The sequence below is a fragment of the Arthrobacter sp. B0316-1-20 genome (assembly GCF_059091865.1).
Genome location: NZ_JBNHHC010000002.1, coordinates 342,489 through 363,604 on the forward strand (window position 1 = coordinate 342,489; position 21,116 = coordinate 363,604).

Annotated in this window: 18 protein-coding genes; 14 read left to right on the forward strand and 4 right to left on the reverse strand. The window is 66.3% G+C overall.

Going from position 1 to position 21,116, the window contains the following annotated elements; all coding sequences use genetic code 11:
* Nucleotides 1–915, forward strand: coding sequence for a 16S rRNA (uracil(1498)-N(3))-methyltransferase (locus tag AC5RW2_RS04545; RefSeq protein WP_493962096.1), 915 nt, complete (start codon nt 1–3; stop codon nt 913–915).
* A 79-nt stretch (nt 916–994) separates the two neighbouring features.
* On the opposite strand, the gene AC5RW2_RS04550 is transcribed toward AC5RW2_RS04545, so the two are convergent.
* Nucleotides 995–1,903 carry a GerMN domain-containing protein gene (locus tag AC5RW2_RS04550; RefSeq protein ID WP_493962095.1) on the reverse strand — a complete coding sequence of 303 codons (909 nt, stop codon included), beginning with the start codon at nt 1,901–1,903 and terminating at the stop codon, nt 995–997.
* A gap of 368 nt (nt 1,904–2,271) precedes the next feature.
* On the opposite strand from AC5RW2_RS04550, the gene AC5RW2_RS04555 reads away from it, so the two are divergent.
* From AC5RW2_RS04555 to AC5RW2_RS04575, 5 genes are all read left to right on the forward strand, one after another.
* Nucleotides 2,272–3,348, forward strand: coding sequence for a PhoH family protein (locus tag AC5RW2_RS04555; RefSeq protein ID WP_493962292.1), 1,077 nt, complete (start codon nt 2,272–2,274; stop codon nt 3,346–3,348).
* Entirely contained in the window at nt 3,345–3,818 is a 474-nt protein-coding gene (ybeY, locus tag AC5RW2_RS04560) for an rRNA maturation RNase YbeY (RefSeq protein WP_493939085.1), read from the forward strand. The genes AC5RW2_RS04555 and ybeY overlap by 4 nt, the downstream gene beginning before the upstream one ends.
* Before the next feature lie 31 nt (nt 3,819–3,849).
* A complete protein-coding gene (locus AC5RW2_RS04565; protein ID WP_493950529.1) occupies nt 3,850–5,160 on the forward strand; it encodes a hemolysin family protein in 1,311 nt (436 codons plus the stop codon).
* A gap of 29 nt (nt 5,161–5,189) precedes the next feature.
* On the forward strand, nt 5,190–6,137 hold the full coding sequence (gene era / locus AC5RW2_RS04570) for a GTPase Era (protein ID WP_493962291.1): 948 nt from the start codon (nt 5,190–5,192) through the stop codon (nt 6,135–6,137).
* A 209-nt stretch (nt 6,138–6,346) separates the two neighbouring features.
* On the forward strand, nt 6,347–7,906 hold the full coding sequence (locus AC5RW2_RS04575; protein ID WP_493962094.1) for an LCP family protein: 1,560 nt from the start codon (nt 6,347–6,349) through the stop codon (nt 7,904–7,906).
* Between the two features lie 7 nt (nt 7,907–7,913).
* Here the strand turns inward: AC5RW2_RS04575 and AC5RW2_RS04580 are convergent, their stop codons facing one another.
* The gene (locus AC5RW2_RS04580) at nt 7,914–9,854 is read right to left on the reverse strand and encodes a M13 family metallopeptidase (RefSeq protein ID WP_493962093.1); all 1,941 of its coding nucleotides are present in this window, start codon (nt 9,852–9,854) and stop codon (nt 7,914–7,916) included.
* 211 nt (nt 9,855–10,065) lie between these two features.
* Here AC5RW2_RS04580 and leuA point away from each other — a divergent pair, with 211 nt between their 5' ends.
* The 3 genes from leuA (at nt 10,066) to AC5RW2_RS04595 (ending at nt 13,448) form a co-directional block, all read left to right on the forward strand.
* Complete coding sequence (gene leuA / locus AC5RW2_RS04585) at nt 10,066–11,817, forward strand: 2-isopropylmalate synthase (protein ID WP_493950526.1); 1,752 nt, start codon at nt 10,066–10,068, stop codon at nt 11,815–11,817.
* 81 nt (nt 11,818–11,898) lie between these two features.
* On the forward strand, nt 11,899–12,651 hold the full coding sequence (recO, locus tag AC5RW2_RS04590) for a DNA repair protein RecO (RefSeq protein ID WP_493962092.1): 753 nt from the start codon (nt 11,899–11,901) through the stop codon (nt 12,649–12,651).
* Nucleotides 12,648–13,448: an isoprenyl transferase gene (locus AC5RW2_RS04595; RefSeq protein WP_493962091.1), complete on the forward strand. Its 801-nt coding sequence runs from the start codon at nt 12,648–12,650 to the stop codon at nt 13,446–13,448. Before recO ends, AC5RW2_RS04595 begins: the two co-directional genes overlap by 4 nt.
* Here AC5RW2_RS04595 and AC5RW2_RS04600 read toward each other — a convergent pair.
* On the reverse strand, nt 13,445–14,458 hold the full coding sequence (locus tag AC5RW2_RS04600; protein ID WP_493962090.1) for an alpha/beta hydrolase: 1,014 nt from the start codon (nt 14,456–14,458) through the stop codon (nt 13,445–13,447). The two genes, AC5RW2_RS04595 and AC5RW2_RS04600, sit on opposite strands and share 4 nt — an antisense overlap.
* 99 nt (nt 14,459–14,557) lie before the next feature.
* On the opposite strand from AC5RW2_RS04600, the gene AC5RW2_RS04605 reads away from it, so the two are divergent.
* On the forward strand, nt 14,558–15,625 hold the full coding sequence (locus AC5RW2_RS04605) for a quinone-dependent dihydroorotate dehydrogenase (protein WP_493962089.1): 1,068 nt from the start codon (nt 14,558–14,560) through the stop codon (nt 15,623–15,625).
* Between the two features lie 125 nt (nt 15,626–15,750).
* Here the strand turns inward: AC5RW2_RS04605 and AC5RW2_RS04610 are convergent, their stop codons facing one another.
* Nucleotides 15,751–16,332 carry a DUF3043 domain-containing protein gene (locus AC5RW2_RS04610; RefSeq protein WP_493962088.1) on the reverse strand — a complete coding sequence of 194 codons (582 nt, stop codon included), beginning with the start codon at nt 16,330–16,332 and terminating at the stop codon, nt 15,751–15,753.
* 111 nt (nt 16,333–16,443) lie between these two features.
* Here AC5RW2_RS04610 and AC5RW2_RS04615 point away from each other — a divergent pair, with 111 nt between their 5' ends.
* The 4 genes from AC5RW2_RS04615 to ctaD all read left to right on the forward strand — a co-directional run bounded on the left by AC5RW2_RS04615 (nt 16,444) and on the right by ctaD (nt 21,114).
* Complete coding sequence (locus AC5RW2_RS04615; protein ID WP_493962087.1) at nt 16,444–17,823, forward strand: dipeptidase; 1,380 nt, start codon at nt 16,444–16,446, stop codon at nt 17,821–17,823.
* Nucleotides 17,824–17,962: 139 nt separating this feature from the next.
* Nucleotides 17,963–18,349, forward strand: coding sequence for a HesB/IscA family protein (locus AC5RW2_RS04620; RefSeq protein ID WP_353915557.1), 387 nt, complete (start codon nt 17,963–17,965; stop codon nt 18,347–18,349).
* Nucleotides 18,350–18,523: 174 nt separating this feature from the next.
* Nucleotides 18,524–19,369, forward strand: a complete 846-nt coding sequence (gene ctaC, locus AC5RW2_RS04625; RefSeq protein WP_493950520.1) for an aa3-type cytochrome oxidase subunit II — start codon at nt 18,524–18,526, stop codon at nt 19,367–19,369.
* A 17-nt stretch (nt 19,370–19,386) separates the two neighbouring features.
* A complete protein-coding gene (gene ctaD / locus AC5RW2_RS04630; RefSeq protein ID WP_493939071.1) occupies nt 19,387–21,114 on the forward strand; it encodes an aa3-type cytochrome oxidase subunit I in 1,728 nt (575 codons plus the stop codon).
* Nucleotides 21,115–21,116: the final 2 nt, after the last annotated feature.

A 21,116-nucleotide genomic window follows, 5' to 3' on the forward strand; every position in this document is an offset into this window, starting at 1 on the left:
GTGACCAGCCACCTGTTCTTCACCGCGCCGGGCGAGCTCGACGCGGTGGCCCCCGGCGATAGCTTCACGCTGGCGGGGGATGAGGCGCGGCATGCGGTCACGGTCAAACGGATCGAGCCCGGTGAACCGGTCGACCTCGCCGACGGCCGGGGCCGCCGGCTGGTCGGCGAGGCGGTCTCCGGCCGGTCCGGTGAGCTCACCGTCCGTGCCCTGCGGATGGTGCAGGAGCCGGAGCCGGACCCGGAGCTGGTGCTGGTGCAGGCGCTGGCCAAGGGCAACCGGGACGAACTGGCGATCGAGGCAGCCACCGAGCTCGGCGTCGACATGGTGGTCCCGTGGCAGGCCGAACGCAGCATCGTGCGCTGGAAAGCCGACAAGGCGGCCAAGGGCGCGGCAAAGTGGCAGACGGCGGTCCGCGCCGCCGCCAAGCAATCCCGGCGGGCGCGCGTGCCCGAGGTGGAACCGCTGGTGGAACGGGCCGGACTGTGCGCCATGATCCGGTCCAGCCGGTTGTCGCTGCTGCTGCACGAAGACGCCGCGGGCAGCGTGGCTGATGCCGTGCAACGCGCCGGGTTGGCCAGCGCAGACACCGCGCGACCGCAGCCCGAGAACGACGGCGGTGCCTCGCCTGACGGGGATTCCTCGCCTGACGGGGGTGCTTCGCCCGACGGGGGTGCTTCGCCCGACGGAGCTGCCTCGCCCGACGGGGCTGCCTGGCCTGACGGCGGCAACGGCAGTACGGCGCGGGTGCTGATGATTGTGGGTCCCGAAGGCGGGATCAGCCAGGCCGAAGTGGACGCCATGCTCGAAGCCGGGGCGGTGGCCGTGCGGCTCGGGCCCCACGTCCTGCGTTCTTCCACGGCGGGACCCGCCGCCTTGACCTTGCTCAGCGAGATGTTGGGCCGCTGGCGCTAGGCAACGCTAGATAATGGGCAGGGGCGGCCGCGCCCTGGCTTAGCACACCAAGTGAGGCCACGTTCTGGTGCGGGCAAGCCTACTTAATCGTGAAGACCTTGCTGTCCGGATTCTGCCGTTCTTGGGTCCGCCCGCTCACGTCCTCATGGAAGACATAGAGCTGGTAGGTGCCCGGGTCAAGCTTCTCGGTGAACTTGAACTCGCCGATTTCTCCGGCCGGTGCATCAACGGAGACTGTTCCGGCCTTGACCAGCTTGCCCTTGCCGGCTTCTTCACCGGTGCCGGCCATCCGGTAGATCTGCCAGCGCAGCTGTGATTCGAAGGCGACGCCGCGGCCGAACACCTCCACGCGCCCGTCGGAGGTGGCGCCCTGGGCCGGGTCGATGATCCAGACCGGGGCCGCCAGGCTGCCGTCCCGGGCCATCGGTTCGCCCAGCAGTACGTGGCCGAAGGCTTTATAGCCGTGGTGCCCGTCAACCAGGATCACCACTTCGAGCGGGTTGTCGGAACTGCTGAGCCCTGCGTTGGCTGCGGCGGCGGTGGCCGTATAGACCAGCTGTTGCACAGCCCGTTCGGCGATGCCGGCATCCACCCGCCGCTTGAAGGCATCCGAGGAGATGTCCAGGGTGATGACCGAGCCGTTGGTAATGGAAGCGCCCACCTTGCTGGCGGGGCTGAGCGGATTAAAGTAGTCCGGATCGAGTGGCTGCATGCGGGTCAAGGCCGCCACCGCCGTCGTAATGGGATCTCCGAGGTTCTCCGCCTCGCGGTATTCGCGGTACAGGAACACATTGTCTGCGTTGGTGCCCAGCCAATAGAGGGGGGAGAGCTCGGAGGAGCGCAGGGTTTCGACCGGTGCGCTGGAGACCAGCGGACTGCTCGCCGCGGTGGGGGCGGTGGGAACCGGCATGGAAGTCTGCCCGCCGGTGGCGCTGCCTTGCGGGGTGCAGCCCAGCAGCACCAGCGAGGACGCGGTGACCAGCGCCAACCACGCGCCGAAGCGGCGTGCCGGGACCGAGCCCGAAGGCTGCCGGAGCTGGTTGCTGCTAATGCCTGGATCCCTTCTGGCTGGCCGGAACGACTGGATGAATGCGGGGGCAGAAACCGGTGCTCCCGGCTTTCCTGCCCCACTAGCTTGGCATAGGGCAGGGGGGGTGATGGCTGCTTTAACCAGCCCTCAACCGGACTGATGCACGATTGATGCAGGATCGATACCAAGGCGATTTTGCCCCTCTAGAGGACGGTGGCGTGCCCCGTGCCGTAGCATGTACCTTGTACCGTCAGGGCTGGAACACTTCCGCCTCACCACAAGCAGCGCCCACCGAAGGAGCGATGAAAGGCCGCATCGGCCGGACTATGTCCCAATCACGCCTGGATGTCGATCCGCTGGGATCAAGCAGCCGTTCCGTCCATTTCGATTCGCCGGAACACATGGTGAGGGCGCTCGGTGCCCACGATGAGGTGCTGCAGGTCATCGAGGCCGAGTTCAGCGATGTGAACCTGCATGTCCGCGGTAACGAGCTCGCCATTTCCGGCCCGGCCGACGCGGTCCAACTCACGCTTAACCTGGTGGAAGAGATCCGCGCGCTGGCCGCCAAGGACACACGGATCACGCCGCAGGTGGTTGCCCAGCTGCTGCGCATGCTCGGCGAACAGTTAGCGCAGCGGCCGGCCGAAGTGCTGACGCTGAACATCCTGTCCTCGCGCGGCCGCAACATCCGGCCCAAGACGCTGAACCAGAAGAACTACGTCGAGGCCATCGACAACCACACGGTGGTTTTCGGCATCGGCCCGGCCGGCACCGGCAAGACCTACCTGGCGATGGCCAAGGCGGTGCAGGCCTTGCAGCACAAAGAGGTCAACCGGATCATCCTGACCCGTCCCGCGGTTGAGGCGGGGGAGCGGCTGGGCTTCCTCCCGGGCACGCTCAGCGACAAGATCGACCCGTATCTGCGCCCGCTCTACGACGCGCTGCACGACATGATGGACCCGGAGTCGATTCCGCGCCTGATGGCTGCCGGCACTATCGAGGTGGCCCCGCTGGCCTACATGCGCGGCCGCACGCTGAACGACGCCTTCATCATTCTGGACGAGGCGCAGAACACCACGCCGGAACAGATGAAAATGTTCCTCACGCGGCTGGGCTTTGGGTCCAAGATGGTGGTGACCGGCGACGTGACCCAGATCGACCTGCCCGGCGGCACCAGCTCCGGTCTGAAGGTGGTCAGCGAAATTCTGGAAGGCGTCGAAGATGTGCGCTTCTCCCAGCTCGATGCCAGCGACGTGGTCCGGCACCGGCTGGTTAGCGACATTGTGACGGCATACAGCCGTTGGGACGAGAGCCGTCGCAGCGCGGGTGGCCGCTCGCCGCACCGTACGCCGGCCGCCCGGCGGAGGATTGAAGCGGAGGCCGGCCCGGAGGGTGGAGCATGAGCATCGAGGTCAATAACGAATCGACAATCCCGGCCGATGAAGAAGAGTTGGTCCGGCTGGCGCGGTTCGTGCTGGATTCGCTCTATGTCCACCCGGAAGCCGAACTCTCCATCATCATGGTGGACACCGAGGCGATGGAACGGCTGCACATCGAATGGATGGACGAACCGGGTGCCACCGATGTGCTGTCCTTCCCGATGGATGAGCTGCGTCCCGGCACCGCCATGAAGCCCGGCCCGGCCGGCGTGCTCGGCGACATCGTGATCTGTCCGCAGGTGGCGCAGGAGCAGGCGCAGAAGGCCGGCCACGGGCTGCTGGATGAAATGCTGCTGCTGACCACGCACGGCATCCTGCATCTGCTCGGCTTTGACCATGCGGAGCCGGCGGAAAAGGAAGAAATGTTCGGCCTCCAGCGCCAGCTGCTTTCCTCCTTCACGGGCAAGGCTGCCCCCACCGAAACCACGCTCTAGAGCCGCGACGATGCTCTGGATCCTTGCCGGCATGACGCTGGCATTCACGCTGTTCGCCGGCGCCCTCACCGCCGCCGAGGCGGCCTTCACCTATTTGCCGCGCCATGACGCCGAACAGTTGCTGCGTTCCGGCCGGAGCCGCAGCCTGCGCGTCATCCTGGCCTCGCCGGCCGCGCACATGCACGCGTTGCGTTTCTGGCGGGTCTGGTTCGAGATGGCCGCCGCGGTGGCCATCGCGCTGCTGTTCCACGACCTGCTGGGCAACATCTGGCTGGCGGGGCTGCTCGCCACTGCCACCATGGCCGGCGTCGGGTTCGTGCTGGTCGGGGTGTCGCCGCGGCAACTGGGCCGGATGCACGCGGGCGCGGTGGTGCTCTCCACCGCATTGCTGGTCCGGATGCTGTGCGCGGTAATGGGGCCGGTGCCGCAATGGCTGGTGCGCCTGGGCAGCGCGGTTGCGCCGAATGCGCCGCGCGCCGACGCCGCCTTCTTCACCGAAGAGGAGTTCCGCGAACTGGTGGACCGGGCCAATGAATCGGACATGATCGAGGACACGGAGGCGGAACTGATCCATTCGGTCTTCGAATTGGGCGATACCAAGGTCAGGTCGGTGATGGTGCCGCGCACGGATATGCTCAGCATCGATTCCGGCTCCACCCTGCAGGAGGCAATGACGCTGTTCCTGCAGTCCGGCTACTCGCGCATCCCGGTGATCATGGACACCGCCGACCAGGTCCGCGGCATCCTCTACCTGAAGGACGTCGCCGCCCGGATCCACGGCCGTGCCGACCACGGCGCCGGCATGCTGGTGGACCAGATCTGCCGCGAGGTCCGCTACGTGCCGGAGTCCAAGGCCGTGGGGGAGCTGCTGCAGGAAATGCAGCGCGAGTCCACGCATGTGGCCATCGTGATTGACGAGTACGGCGGTACCGCCGGACTGGTCACGCTGGAGGACCTGATTGAAGAGATCGTCGGCGAGATCGTTGACGAGTACGACACCGAGCGCCCCGAGATCGAGGCGCTGCCGGACGGACGGTTCCGCGTCAGCGCCCGCACCAGCATTGACGACGTCGGTGAACTGTTCGGTCTGGAACTGGACGATGAAGAGGTGGACACCGTCGGCGGACTGCTGGCCAAGAGCCTGGGCCGGGTGCCGATCGTGGGCAGCGAAGTCCTGCTGGAGGGCCTGCACTTGCGCGCCGAACGGCTGGAGGGGCGGCGCAACCGCGTGAGCCACGTGCTGGCCTGGTATGACGGGCCGGCCCGGCGGCAGTCCACCCATGACGACGGCGCTGCCGCCACCGACGCCGCGCGCCTGCCCGGGACAGAGAGGGAACGATGACAGAGAACACGCCTGATTCTGCAAAGCCCATGGCGATGCCGTCCAGCGGCTGGCCGGAGGACTATCGCGCCGGGTTCGTCTCACTGGTGGGCCGTCCCAACGCGGGCAAGTCCACGCTGACGAACGCTCTGGTCGGGCAGAAAGTGGCCATCACGTCCGCCAAGCCGCAGACCACCCGGCACACCATCCGCGGCATCGTGCACCGGCCGGATGCCCAGCTGGTGCTGGTGGACACACCCGGCCTGCACCGGCCGCGGACCCTGCTGGGACAGCGGCTGAACGACCTGGTGGCCGACACGCTCTCGGAAGTGGACGCGATCGGTTTCTGCCTGCCGGCTAACGAGAAGATCGGCCCCGGCGACCGGTTCATTGCCAACCAGCTGGCGGGCCTGGCCCGCAAGCCCGTGGTGGCACTGGTGACCAAGACCGACCTGATGGACAAGCAATCGCTGGCCGAACAGCTGTTGTCTGTGGCCGGGCTCGGTACCGAAGTCTTCGGTGCTGACGGTTTCGCTGCCATCGTGCCGGTGTCCGCCGCCAAGGGCGACCAGGTGCAGACCGTGGCCGACGTCCTGGTCCAGCAGATGCCGTTGTCGCCGCCGCTGTATCCGGACGGTGAGCTCACGGATGAGCCCGAGGCCGTGATGGTGGCCGAACTCATCCGGGAGGCTGCGCTGGAGGGCGTGCGGGACGAGTTGCCGCATTCCCTGGCCGTGGTGGTCGAGGAGATCGTTCCGCGCGAAGGGCGCAGCGCCAACAATCCGCTGCTGGATGTCCGGGTGAATCTGTTCGTGGAACGTCCGTCGCAGAAGGCCATCATCATCGGCAAGGGTGGTAGCAGGCTGCGCGACGTCGGCACCCAGGCCCGCAAGGGGATCGAGGGCCTGCTCGGCACCCGGGTCTACCTGGACCTGCACGTGAAAATCGCCAAGGACTGGCAGCGCGACCCCAAGCAATTGGTGCGCCTGGGCTTCTAGCTGAGTACAAACGGGGAACTTTCCCCCGCGCCAGGCCGTACAATACATAGCGGCCTGCGTTCCGACAAGGCCGCCTGTGCATCAATCGTTCAACCGGATAGTGGGGGAAGCCAGTGGCTCATCGCGGCAGCTCCAGTGATGAACCGCAGGCCGCGGCTGGCCCCACCCCGCAGCGGCGCGGCCCAGCGCGGCGTTCCACTCCGCGGCACATGGGCCGCGGACCCCGCTTGCTGTGGCTGAAGATCGTGGCCGGTGTCCTGGCCTTGGCCCTGGCTGCCGGGGTCGGCGTCGTGGTGTTCAAACTTGTCGGCCTGCGGGACAGCATCACCACGTCGCCGCTGAACCTGAGCACCGATGGGCCGGGCCTTCCGGTGGACCTGAGCCGGGATCCCGTGCAGATCCTCATTCTGGGTACGGACACGCGGGACGGCACCGACGGCAAGTACGGTTCGAATGACTCGTCCGCGGGCTGGGGCAAATCGGACGTGATGATGCTGGTGAACCTGTCCGCGGACCGCAAACGTGTCACAGTGGTCAGCCTGCCCCGCGACCTGCTCACCACCATCCCCAGCTGCACGGATCCGAACAGCGGGCAGGTCTATCCGGAACAGCAGTCCGCGCAGCTCAACGCCGCCCTCAGCTATGGCGGACCGGGCTGCACCGTCGCGGCAGTGAACGAGATGACCGGCCTGCAGATTGACCACTTCATGATGGCCGACTTCAACGCGGTCAAGGAACTCTCCACGGTGATCGGTGGCGTGGACGTCTGCGTCAATGAACCGATCAACGACAGCTACTCGAAGCTGAAACTGCCGGCCGGCGTGAGCTCGGTGCAGGGCGAGCAGGCGCTGGCTTTCCTGCGCACCCGCCATTCCTTCGGCGACGGGGGAGACCGTGGTCGGATCCGGGCGCAACAAAGCTTCCTGGCCTCCATGGCCCGCAAGATCCAGTCCGAGGGAACCTTGACCAATGTGCCCCGCCTGTATGCCATCGCCGAGGCCGTGGTCAGCAACCTGACCGTGGACGAGGGACTGGCGGAGATTCCCCGGCTGCTGGCCCTGGCGGACCGGGTCAAGGCCGTGGACCTGGGCAAGGTGGCCTTCGTGTCGCTGCCCACCCAGGCTTCTCCCGCGGACGGGAACCGCCTGGTCCTGGACGAGGAACCGGCGCAGGAGCTGTTCCGGATCCTGCGCGAAGACGGCGACGTCACTGCCCCCGAGGTCAACACCGCGGGATCGTCCGACGTTCAGTCCACCGACAAAGCCACCGACAAGGCCACCGACAAGGCCACCTCCGATGCCGGCACCGGGACCTCGGCGCCGAAGACCGACGGCGGTGCTGCCGCCGGCGCGACCACGGAGCCGGGGAACGAACCTACCGCGGGACACGACGTGCCCGCCTTCGACCCGGCCGTGCAGCCCGTGCAGGTGGTCAATGCCTCCGGTGCCGCAGATCGCGGCGAGGAACTGACCAAGCAGCTGCACGCGCTGGGCTACCTGTTGGCCACTCCGGCGGCCAGCGATGCGCAGCGGACAACTACGCAGCTGTACTACTCCGCCGGCTTCGAACACGTGGCCCTGTCCCTGGCCGAGCAACTCAACGTTCCCCGGGCCAACGTGCTGGTCTCCGGCGATTACTACGGCGTCGCGCTCTCGGTGGGGCAGGACTTCGCCAGCGGTAAACAGCTGGCGAAGACCGGCGGGGTCGCCGGCGGGTTCAAGGGCCAGACTGCCGACCAGGTAACCTGCCAGCAGTCCGGCGCCTTCTAGCCGCCGGCTACCAGATCCGGACCCGTTCCTCCGGGGTGAGCCAGAGTCCGTCGCCTGCTGCGGTGCCGAAGGTTTCGTGGAAGGCGTCCAGGTTGCGCACCACCTGGTTGCAGCGGAATTCGTTCGGGGAATGCGGGTCGATCGCCAGCCGGCGCACCGCCTCCTCGGAACGGATCTTCTGGCGCCAGCATTCGGCCCACGAGTAGAAGAACCGCTCGCTTCCGGTCAGCCCGTCGACCACCGGAGCCTCCTGGCCCTGCAGACTCAACTGGTAGGCGCGGTAGGCGATGGCCAGACCGCCGAGGTCGCCGATGTTTTCGCCCAGCGTGAGTTCGCCGTTGACCATGCTGCCGGGAGCCTCGGCCGGGCTGAGCGCGGCGTACTGGTCCACCAACCGGCCGGTGAGCCGGTCGAAGGCGGCCCGATCCTCGTCCGACCACCAGTTCCGCAGCGCGCCGGTGCCGTCGTACTGAGAGCCCTTGTCGTCGAAGCCGTGGCCGATTTCGTGGCCGATCACCGCGCCGATGGCGCCGTAGTTGGCCGCGGCATCGGCGTCGGCGTCGAAGAAGGGCGGCTGCAGGATGGCGGCCGGGAAGACGATTTCATTCATGCTCGGCATGTAGTAGGCGTTGACCGTCTGCGGGGTCATGTGCCACTCAGCGTCGTCGATCGGGCCGCCCAATTTGGCCAGGTTCCGGCGGACCTCGAACTCATTGGAGGCTTGGACGTTGGCCCAGACATCGTCCCCCGGTACGAAGCTGGAATAGTCGATCCACTTCTCCGGGTAGCCGATCTTGGTCCGGAAGCTTGCCAGCTTCTCCAGCGCCTTCTCGATGGTGCCCTGGGTCATCCACTCAAGGCCGGAGATGCTTTTGCGGTAGGCCGCCAGCAGGTTCGCGACCAGTTCTTCCATCCGTTCCTTGTGCGCAGGCGGGAAATGCCGAGCCACATATTCCTCCCCGATGGCCTCGCCGAGGGCGCCTTCCACCAAAGCCACGCCGCGCTTCCACCGCTCCTTCAGCTCCGGGGTCCCGCTCAGGGTGCGCCCGTAGAAGCCGAAGTGGGTCTGGACCGCTTCATCATGCAGGTAGGGCGCCGCCGTCGTCAGCAGTTGGAGCCGCAACCAGGCCTGCCAGGCCTCCAGCGGTTCGCTGTCCAGCAATCCGTCCAGCGTGCGCAGGAAGTCCGGCTGGCAGACCACCATGTCGGTTGCCTCGGCCGCTTCCGGCCCCAGCGCGGCCAGCCAGTGCGGCATCCAGCCGGCCATGGCTGCCACCTGCTCATCGGTGCGCAGGTTGTAGGTCTGCTGCGGGTCGCGGCAGGAGACCTTGTCCAGATGGCCGGCCGCCAGCTTGTGCTCCAGATCCAGTGCCGCGTCGGCCTGCACCGGATCAAAGCCGGCCAATTCCAGCATCTTCGCGGCGTAGCCACGGTAAGCCTCCCGGATGGGGCCGAATTCGTCTTCCCGGTAGTAGGCCTCGTCCGGCAGGCCCAGCCCCGCTTGATACAGGTAGATCACGTAGCGGGTGGGGTCGCCGGCGTCGTTGTTGACAAAAAAGGCCAGCGGATACGCCGCACCGCTGCGGCTGAAGGCACCAATGACCTCGCGCAGCCCGTCCCGGTCGGAGATTTTCGCAATGGCGGCAAACTGCTCGGCCAGCGGGGAGAAGCCCTTGGCTTCGACCGTTTCGGTGTCCATGAACCCGGCATAGAGCATGCCGATCTTGCCTGCCGGACTGGCCGGGTCGGGGTGCTGGGCGGCGTCTTCGATGATGGCGTGGACGGCCTCTTCGGAGGCGTCGCGCAGGGCGGTGAAGGAGCCTTCCAACGCCCGGTCGTCCGGGATGGCGGTCTCCGCGAGCCAGGTGCCGTTGACATGCCGGAAGAGGTCGTCCTGCGGACGGACGGCCGGGTCGACGTTGGACAATACGATTCCGGAGCGGCTCATGAGGCGCCTCATTTCATAGTTGTGTCAGGGTTTCCCTCACATCCTACGCACCGTGCTAGTGTGAAATTGTGCGCGCAGGAATGCTCCTTCTTAGCTGCCGCGGCGAGGCCACGCGAACTACTGTTTGACAGGCCGAACCCTCGCTGCGGAGTTTGTGTTGCCCGGCCAAAATTCTTCAATTAGCTCTCATGAGAAAAGGCCACAGACCAAAATGCGAAACGCACAGAAGCCCTCCGGAATGCCCATCCATAAGTACATTCCGTTCCAGGACCAGATCACCGTAGAACTGCCCGACCGCACCTGGCCGGACAAAGTGATGACCAAGGCCCCGCGCTGGTGCGCCGTGGACCTGCGCGACGGCAACCAGGCGCTGATCGACCCGATGAGCCCCGAACGCAAGCACAAGATGTTCGACCTGCTGGTGCGCATGGGCTTCAAGGAGATCGAGGTCGGGTTCCCCTCGGCATCGCAGACCGACTTCGACTTTGTCCGCCAGCTAATCGAAGGCGACCGGATTCCCGACGACGTGACGATCCAGGTCCTGACGCAGTCCCGCGAGCACCTGATCGAGCGCACCTACGAGTCAATTGCCGGTGCCGGCCGCGCGATCGTGCACCTGTACAACTCCACCTCGGTGCTGCAGCGCCGCGTGGTGTTCCGTGAAGACCAGGACGGCATTGTGGACATTGCGTTGCAAGGTGCCCGGCTCTGCCGCAAGTACGAAGAGGGCCTGAAGGGCACCGAGATCACCTACGAGTACTCGCCCGAGTCCTACACCGGAACCGAACTGGAGTTCGCCGCCCGGATCTGCAACGCCGTCACCGACGTCTTTGAAATTTCGGCCGACCGGAACGTGATCCTGAATCTGCCGGCCACGGTGGAGATGGCCACGCCGAATGTCTACGCCGATTCCATTGAGTGGATGTCGCGCAACCTGAACAACCGGGAGAACGTTATCCTCTCGCTGCACCCGCACAACGACCGCGGAACCGGCGTGGCAGCTGCGGAACTGGGCTATCTGGCCGGCGCCGACCGGATCGAGGGCTGCCTGTTCGGCAACGGCGAACGGACCGGCAACGTGGACCTGGTGACGCTGGGGCTGAACATGTTCAGCCAGGGCATCGACCCGATGATCGACTTCTCCAACATCGACGAAGTCCGCCGCACGGTTGAATACTGCAACCAGTTGCCGGTGCCCGAACGCTCCCCGTACGGTGGCGATCTGGTCTTCACTGCCTTCTCCGGCTCCCACCAGGACGCCATCAAGAAGGGCTTCGAGGCGATGGAGGCCGACGCCGCCGACCAGGGCAAGACGGTGGACGAGCTGACCTGGGCGGTGCCGTACCTGCCCATCGATCCAAAGGACCTGGGCCGCAGCTACGAAGCCGTGATTCGGGTCAACTCTCAGTCCGGCAAGGGCGGCGTGGCCTATCTGCTCAAGCACGAGCACAAGCTGGACCTGCCGCGCCGCGCGCAGATCGAGTTCTCCGGCGTGATCCAGCGCCGCACCGACACGGTGGGCGGCGAAGTCAGCCCGGCGGAGCTGTGGGCGGTCTTTAACGACGAGTACCTGCCGACTCCGGAGAACAACTGGGGCCACTACACCCTGGGTTCGGTGAAGACCGACAGCGCGGAGGACGGAACCTTCCAGCTGACCGCCACCATGGGCGTGGACGGCGTGCAGAGCCGCCGCACCGCCGAGGGCAACGGACCGATCGCAGCACTGTTGGAGATCTTCCGCCAGGACGGCGTGGACGTACGGGTCCTGGACTACACCGAGCATGCGCTGTCCGAGGGCGGCAATGCACGGGCCGCCGCCTATGTTGAGTGCGCCGTGGGCGAGCGGGTGCTGTGGGGCGTGGGCATCGACACCAACACCACCATGTCCTCGCTGAAGGCAGTGGTGTCCGCCGTGAACCGCGCCATCCGCGACGAAGCCGCCAAGAGCGTCAGTTCGCACTAGCTCAGGCGGGTCCACAACGTCCTTGCGGGCCTTCTTGCCGTACGGCGGCGGGAAGGCCCGCTCTAGTGGGAGAATAGACCGGTGTCCAACAGATCCTTCGCCTCCCGTACGTACCGGGACCAGGGCGTCATCCTGCGGACCCACAAACTCGGCGAAGCCGACCGCATCATCACCTTGCTCACCAAGCAGCACGGCCAGATCCGGGCGGTCGCCAAGGGTGTCCGCCGCACCAGCAGCAAGTTCGGCGCGGTGCTGGAACCGTTCATGGTGGCAGACCTGCAGCTGGCGTCCGGACGCAGCCTCGACATTGTCACGCAGGCCCAGATGGTGGGCCCCTATGGCCGGGACATCGCGGCCGACTACACCAAATACACCTCGGCCGCTGCTATCTGCGAGACGGCGGAAAAACTCACCGACGTCGACGGCGAATCTGCCGGCGCCCAGTACGGGCTGGTCATTGGCGCGCTCTCCGCGCTCAGCCGCAGCGTCCACGCGCCCGAGCTGATCCTCGATTCCTACCTGCTGCGCGCCCTGGCCACGGCGGGCTGGGCCCCCAGCTTCGACCAGTGCGCCCGCTGCGGTGCGCCGGGCCCGCACACCGCCTTCAACGCCCCGCTGGGCGGAGCGGTGTGCCACGACTGCCGGCCGCCGGGATCCGCTTCGCCGGCGCCGCAGACCATGGAGTTGCTGGCCGCCCTGCTCTCGGCGGATTGGCCGGCCGCGGATGCCTCTGCCACCGGTCCGCGCCGCGAAGCTGCCGGGCTGGTGGCCAGTTATCTACAGTGGCACCTTGAACGAACCCTGAAATCCCTGAAGCATGTGGAGCGAGTGTGACCCCAACTTCCCGGCAACCACAGCGGCCCTGGCCGCACCCGTCCGGCGCCCTGCCGCCCGCCCTGCCGCCGGCGCTGGTTCCGGATCATGTTGCCATCGTGATGGACGGCAACGGCCGTTGGGCCAACCAACGCGGCCTGCCCCGGACCGAGGGCCACAGAGCAGGTGAAGCGGCGCTGCTGGACGTGATGGCCGGCGCCATCGAGATCGGCGTCAAACACGTCAGCGTATACGCCTTTTCCACCGAGAACTGGAAGCGGTCCCCGGAGGAGGTGCGCTTCCTGATGGGTTTCAGCCGGGACGTCCTGCGGCGCCAGCGCGACCAGCTGGACGCCTGGGGCGTGCGGATCCGCTGGTCCGGCCGCCGGCCCCGGCTGTGGAAGTCGGTGGTCAACGAACTGGAGGTGGCCGAGCGCCAGACGGCCGGCAACTCCACCTGCACGCTGACCATGTGCGTGAACTACGGCGGCCGGGCGGAAATCGCCGACGCGGCTGCCGCCATCGCCGCCGATGTCGCCGCCGGGAAGCTGCGCGCGTCGTCGATCTCGGAAAAAACCATCCAGCGCTACCTTGACGAGCCGGACCTGCCGGACGTGGACTTGTTTCTGCGCACTTCCGGGGAGCAGCGCTTCTCCAACTTCATGCTCTGGCAGTCGGCGTATGCCGAGATGGTGTTCATGGATACCCTGTGGCCCGACGTCGACCGGCGCACGCTGTGGGAGGCCATCGACATCTACGCCCGCCGGGACCGTCGGTACGGGGGAGCCGTGGACGCCGCCCTCGCGGGCGGCGCTTAGGCCGGTCGCTGCGGCAGCGCGGGGTGCTCGGTCTTCCCGCCCTGGAGCATGTAGACCTGCGCCCAACGCTGCAGCCGCGCATAGGCGTCCTGGCGCACGTCGGCCCGGGAGAGGAACACATCGTGCAGGGCATCCTGCACCTGCTCGATGCTCACGCTGCGGCCCAGCCGCACCGCCCGTTCGGTCATCGTGCGGATGTCCAGCACGACGTCGGTGTTCTTCATGTCCTCGTGCCAGACCGGCCCGTTCATGCTGCGCGTGGAAGACATCACCAGCACCGGAATCTCCAGGTTGAGGCCCTTTGCGACTTTCGCCTGCCCGTCCCAGATGGCGCTGAGCCAGCCGGCTCGCACGGGGAAGGACTCCGGCGGGCGCAGCTTGGGGTCCAGATCCCATTCGCCCTCTGCCGTGCGGCTGATGCTGCGGTAATAGAAGCCGCGGACGGGGAGCTTGATTTCGGCCTCCGGCTTCAGCCGGGACAACGGTTCCAGCACGGCGCCCGCGGCGCGGCGGACCAAGGCGCTGCCGTGCATCTCCAACCAGGGGCTGTTCAGCACCAGCGCGCGCAGCCGGCCGGGATGTTCGGCCGCCCAGAGCGAGGCCACCAGCCCGCCGGTCGAGTGTCCCATCAGCGTGATGTTGGTCTCGGTGCCGCCGTTTTCCTCGCCGATCAGCTCCAGCGCCAGGGAGATCTCGTCGTCGTACTGGCGCAGATCAGTCACGTAGCCCGCGGGATCGCCCTCCTGCAAGCTGCGGCCGTGGTGGTGCAGATCCAGTGCGTAGAACGCCACCCCTTGGCGGTGCCAGAACCTGGCCAGTTCGGTATTGAAGAAGTAATCGCTCCACCCGTGCACATACAGCACGGCATGGCCGCCGGGGGAGCGCCGCGGGGACTCCGGCAGGTAGCGGATCAGCGTGGCCCGCTGCGCCGCGCCGTTGAGCGCCGGCACCTGCAGGACAGTGGACTCGAACTCCGCCCCTAGCATGTCTTCCTGCCAGTCGGCTGCCATTGCCAGGGTGGTCCTTCCTCTCGCCGGGGTCGCTGACCCCATGCTATCGCCCGGGCGACACGGTTTGGTGCGGCGGCGTGCACACGGAAAACTAGGACCATGCGCCTGTACCCAACCTTCTTCCGCGCCGCGTTCTCCTGGATGGACGCCGAGCGCGCACACCGTATCGGTTTCCAGCTCATCCGCACCGCGCACCGGTGCGGGGCCGGGGCCGTGCTGCGGCGCCTTACCCGTCCGCACCCCTCGCTGGCCACCCAGGCCCTGGGGCTGACCTTCCCGTCGCCGTTCGGCCTGGCAGCAGGCTTTGATAAGGAAGGCCACGGCATCGCGGCGCTGGCCGACCTGGGCTTTGGCGCGGTGGAGATCGGCACCATCACCGGCAGCGCCCAGCCGGGCAACGCGCAGCCCCGGCTGTTCCGGCTGATCGAGGACCGCGCGGTGATCAACCGGATGGGGTTCAACAATGACGGCGCGGCGGCGGTTGCACCGCGGATCGGCACCGCCCGGCGCCGCCTCGCCGCCCAATACGGTGCGCTGCGGCCGGTCATCGGCGTCAACATCGGCAAGACCAAGGTGGTGGAACTGGACGACGCCACTGAGGACTACCTGAAGAGCACCCGGTTGCTGGCCTCGTCCGCGGATTATCTGGTGGTCAACGTGTCCTCGCCGAACACACCCGGCCTGCGGCTGCTGCAGAGCGTGGACACGCTGCGGCCGCTGCTGCAGGCAGTGCGGGAGACGGCCGATTCGGTGGCCAGGCGCCACGTGCCGCTGCTGGTCAAGATCGCCCCGGACCTGAGCGACGAGGACATCGACGACGTCGCCCGGCTGGCTATGGAGCTGAAACTGGACGGCATCATCGCGACCAATACGACGATTTCCCGTGACGGTCTGGTGGCCGACCCGGCCAAGGTCGCTGCCTGCGGCGACGGCGGACTCTCCGGCGCACCGCTAAAGCAGCGGTCGCTGGAGGTGCTGCGCCGGCTCCGCACTTCCGTCGGAAATGACCTGGTGCTGGTGTCCGTGGGTGGCGTGGAGACGGCCGACGACGTCCAGCAACGGCTGGAGGCCGGCGCCACGCTGGTGCAGGGCTATACCGCGTTCCTGTACGAGGGGCCGTTCTGGGCCAGCCGAATCAACCGCGGCCTGGCGAAGCGGCGGCGCTGAACCTGGCGGTTAATGCTGGCTTCCCGGCTGACTCGGCTGCCGGCCGGAGAACCCAGCGGGCATGAAAAAAAGGGTCGGGAGCAGCTTTGCTCCCGACCCTTTGATTCAGTGCTGTGCGAGCGGAATCAGCTGGGGTATTCCCCCCGCTTGACCTGTGGCTTCGGCAGGCGCATCCGGCGCAGCTGCAGTCCGCGCATCACGCCGTACCAGACTGCGCCGCGCTCCACCTCGCCGAACTTGGCGGTGAGGCGCTTCTTGAGCTGCCGGCCCAGGATGTAAGCGTCGACGGCCACCAGCCCCAGCAGCACCCAGAAGCCCACCAGGATAAAGGCCTGCACGTTGAGGTCGCGGACAAAGCTCAGGATCACGAAGATCAGGGCAAAGACAATCAGGAATTCACCCAGCACCCAGCGGGCGTCGACGAAATCGCGGACGAAGCGCTTCTGCGGACCCTTGTCGCGGAACGGCAGGTAGCGTTCGTCGCCGGTGTTCATGGCCTCGCGCATTTTCAGCCGCTGGTCCGCCTGGGCAAGGCGGTTGGCGTCGCGGGCTGCTTTGCGGTCGTTCGGGACCAGCGGGCGCTTGCGCGCAGCTTCCTGGTCCTTGCGCCGGGGCGTGGGGGCACCCTTGCCGTCGCGAGGCTGCGCCGCGGTGGCCTGGTCGATGGTTTCTTGGGGCGTGGAAGCCTCTTTTTTACGTCCGAACACCAGTCAAGAATACCGGACCGCCCGCGGGAATCGTCCCGGCTGAAAGCCGCGGCCCGGCGGCGATGCCACGGGCATCGGCGCGACCGCAACACGGGCGGTAGGGTGTCGGCTATGACCAATGTGAACGTAGAACAACTCGCGGCCGCGGTCGACTCCGGCATGGGACGCACCATCTCCTCGCTGGAGCAGCTGGTCTCCATTCCGGGCATCGCCTGGGCCGCCTTCGATCAGCAAGACCTGGTCCGCAGCGCGGATACCGTAGCCGGCATGGTCCGGGAATTGGGGCTGGACGACGTGCAGATCCTCAGCGTGCCGAACGGCGCAGCGGCCGGCGGCCCCGCCGTGGTGGCCCGCCGTCCGGCCGTCGCCGGCAAGCCGACCGTCCTGCTCTACGCTCACCACGATGTGCAGCCGCCGGGGGATCCCGCGCTGTGGCGGACCGAGCCGTTCAAGGCCACTGAAATCGACGGCCGGCTCTACGGCCGCGGCGCTGCCGATGACAAGGCCGGGATCATGGTCCATCTGGCATCGTTGCGGGCGCTGCTGGAGGTTCTCGGCGACGACTTCGGCGTCGGGGTCACCTTCTTCTTTGAGGGGGAGGAGGAGGCCGGTTCGCCGACGTTCCGCTCCTTCCTGGAAACGCACCGCGAATTGCTGCGGGCCGACGCCATCATCGTGGCCGACTCCAGCAACTGGAAGGTCGGCGTGCCCGCCCTGACCACCAGCCTGCGCGGCCTGGTGGACGGCACCGTGGAGTTGCGGGTGCTGGAACACGCTGTCCACTCAGGCATGTTCGGCGGTCCGCTGCTGGATGCACCCACCCTGCTCGCCCGGCTGATTGCCACCTTCCATGACGACGACGGTGCTGTTGCCATCGAGGGGCTTGTCACCGCTCCAGCCGCGTCGGTCGACTATCCGGAGCAGGACTTCCGGCGGGATTCGTCGGTGCTGGACTCCGTGCAGCTGGCGGGCACCGGCAGCATCGCTGACCGGCTGTGGAACAAGCCGGCGCTGTCAGTGATCGGCTTTGACGCTCCCAGCGTGGAGCTGGCTTCAAACACCTTGATACCAGCTGCCAGGGCCAAGATCAGCCTGCGCCTGGCGCCCGGCCAGGACCCCGACCAGGCGATGGACGCGATGGCTGCCCATGTGGCCGCCCATGCGCCGTTCGGGGCCGAGGCCACTTTCGTGCCGGGGGAGCGGGGCCAGGCCTTCGCCACCGATACCGCGGCTCCGGCGGGCCGGGCCGCGCTGTGGGCACTGGAACAGGCCTGGGGGACGCAGCCGGTGGAGGCGGGCATGGGCGGATCGATTCCGTTCATCGCAGACCTGACGGAGATCTATCCGCAGGCGCAAATCCTGATTACTGGCGTGGAAGACCCCGATTCGCGGGCGCATTCGGCCAATGAGTCGCTGCATCTGGGGGACTTCCGCAATGCAGTCCTGGCCCAGGCGCTGCTGCTGGCCCGAGTGAACGAAGAGGGCATCTGAGGCGGTGTCCTGAAGGTCCTGGAGACGGGCAAGGTTATCCCCTTTTGGGCGACGGGACGTACGATGGAACGGTAGCCCGACGCACCACTGAGTAATAGCAGCAGGTCACCGGACGGCCCGTCTTAGATAAGGAAGTGCAATGAGCGCAACGACCAACTCATCCGCCCCGACCACGGCACCCGAAACGGCAGAACTGCCCACTCACGAAGTGGCTCTGACCGATGTGGCAGCGGGGAAGGTACGCAGTCTTCTGGAACAGGAAGGCCGCACCGACCTGCGCCTGCGGGTAGCGGTCCAGCCGGGCGGATGCTCCGGCCTGATCTACCAGCTGTACTTCGACGAGCGGATGCTCGACGGCGACGCAGTCCGTGATTTCGACGGCGTCGAGGTGGTCGTGGACAAGATGAGCGTGCCTTATCTCTCCGGCGCCTCGATCGACTTCGAGGACACCATCTCCAAGCAAGGATTCACCATCGACAATCCGAACGCCGGTGGCTCCTGCGCCTGTGGAGACTCGTTCCACTAACAGCTGGCGGGGGCGTTCCCCGGCCGCAGGACGGCCGACGCACGGGGAAGCCTGTCACATGAAAGTCATGTGTGCGGGTAAGCTCTACAGTGAGTAGTAAAACTGGATATGAGGCCAGGGCTTTGCTCTGCCATGGCCCCATCACTTGCACGAAACAAAGAGGAAGGGCCGTCTGTGAGTTCGCAGGTTCGAACCGGCAGTCGACGCGCCAGAATTGCCAAGGCCACTGGCCTGGGTACCGTCGGTGCGTTGTTGTTGACGGGATGTTCAGAAGAAGTCCGCCTGGGCTGGTTGCCCACGCAGCGGGACGTTACCAACCACACTCCCGAAATCATCGATTTGTGGGTTCACGGATGGATCGCCGCGTTGGCTGTTGGTGTCCTGACCTGGGGCTTGATCCTCTGGTGCATCATCGCCTACCGCCGGCGCAAGGGCGAGACCGGCTACCCCCGCCAGCTCAGCTATAACCTGCCGCTCGAAATCTTCTACACAGCGGTCCCGGTTGTCATGGTCCTGGTCTTCTTCTACTTCACGGACAAGACCACGACCAACATCACGGCCCGGACGGACAACCCCGACGTCGTCGTCGACGTGCGCGGTAAGCAGTGGGCTTGGGACTTCAACTACGTCAAGCAGGACAAGTACTTTGCCGGCGTGCAGGCCCACTTGACCGGTGAGACCGGCGTTCCGGAGACCCTGCCGACGCTGTACCTGCCGGTGAACAAAAGCGTGGAGTTGCAGATCAACTCCCGCGACGTCATCCACTCGTTCTGGGTTCCCGCCTTCCTGCAGAAGGTGGACATGATCCCTGGCAAGACCAACCACCTGAGCTTCACCCCGACCCGTGAGGGCATCTACGACGGCAAGTGTGCCGAGCTTTGCGGCGAATACCACTCCGAAATGCTCTTCCGCGTCGCTGTGGTCTCCGAGGCTGAGTTTGAGGCGCAGATGGCACGGCTCAAGGACGGCCAGATCGGCGAAGAGTACGACCGCAACCCCTACGCTGAAGCGTCGAAGTAAAGGAGCGAGGGCCACAAGTGTCAACGTACGAATACACAGCTGACGACCGGGGTACCACGGTAGCTCCGCGCGTCGTCCCGAGGTCCAAGGGGCGCATCGTCGTCAACTGGATCACCTCCACGGACCACAAGACGATCGGGTACATGTACCTGATCACGTCGTTCATTTTCTTCTGCCTCGGCGGCGTGATGGCCTTGGTCATCCGCGCCGAACTGTTCGAACCGGGCATGCAGATCCTGCAGACCAAGGAACAGTACAACCAGCTGTTCACCATGCATGGCACGGTGATGCTGCTGATGTTCGCCACACCGTTGTTCGCAGGCTTCGCCAACGTCATCATGCCGCTGCAGATCGGCGCTCCCGATGTTGCGTTCCCGCGCTTGAACGCCCTGGCGTTCTGGTTCTTCCTGTTTGGCAGCGTGATCGCGGTTGCCGGCTTCATCACCCCGCAGGGCGCAGCGTCCTTCGGCTGGTTCGCCTACGCGCCGTTGTCCAACACCACGTTCTCGCCCGGTGTTGGCGGAGACCTCTGGGTCTTTGGCCTGGCGCTCTCCGGCTTCGGCACCATTCTGGGTTCGGTCAACTTCATCACCACGATCATCACCATGAGGGCCCCGGGCCTGACCATGTGGCGGATGCCGATCTTCACCTGGAACACGCTCGTCACCGGCATCCTGGTCATGATGGCGTTCCCGCCGCTGGCCTCCGCCCTGTTCGCACTCGGTGCCGACCGGCGCTTTGGTGCCCACATCTTCAACCCGGAGAACGGCGGCGCCATCCTGTGGCAGCACCTGTTCTGGTTCTTCGGCCACCCCGAGGTGTACATCATCGCCCTGCCGTTCTTCGGCATTGTGTCCGAGATCTTCCCGGTGTTCAGCCGCAAACCGATCTTCGGCTACAAGGGCCTGGTCTACGCGACCATCGCGATTGCTGCCCTGTCCGTGACTGTGTGGGCACACCACATGTATGTCACCGGTTCGGTCCTGCTGCCGTTCTTCGCCTTCATGACCATGCTCATCGCGGTGCCCACCGGCGTGAAGTTCTTCAACTGGATCGGCACCATGTGGCGCGGATCGATCACCTTCGAAACGCCGATGCTGTGGAGCCTGGGCTTCCTGGCCACCTTCCTGTTCGGTGGCCTGACCGGCATCATCCTGGCTTCGCCGCCACTGGACTTCCACGTCTCCGACACCTACTTCGTGGTGGCACACTTCCACTACGTGGTCTTCGGAACCGTCGTGTTTGCCATGTTCGCAGGCTTCTACTTCTGGTGGCCCAAGTGGACCGGCAAGATGCTCAACGAGCGCCTGGGCAAGATCCACTTCTGGATGCTGTTCCTCGGCTTCCACGGCACCTTCTTGATCCAGCACTGGCTGGGTGTCGAGGGCATGCCCCGCCGGTACGCCGACTACTTGCCGGAAGACGGGTTCACCGCAATGAACCAGTTCTCCACCGTTGCCTCGTTCGTACTGGGTGCATCGATGATCCCGTTCTTCTGGAACGTGTACATCACCTGGCGCAGCGGCAAGAAGGTTGAAGTCGACGATCCTTGGGGCTTCGGCGCGTCGCTGGAGTGGGCTACCTCCTGCCCGCCGCCGCGGCACAACTTCACCTCGCTGCCCCGCATCCGGTCGGAGCGCCCTGCGCTGGACCTGCACCACCCGGAGCTCGCACCGCGGCACACCCCGACGACTCCGGTGCCGGCAGCCCAGCTGGCCGGTCCCGCTGACCAGAAGGACGCATAACT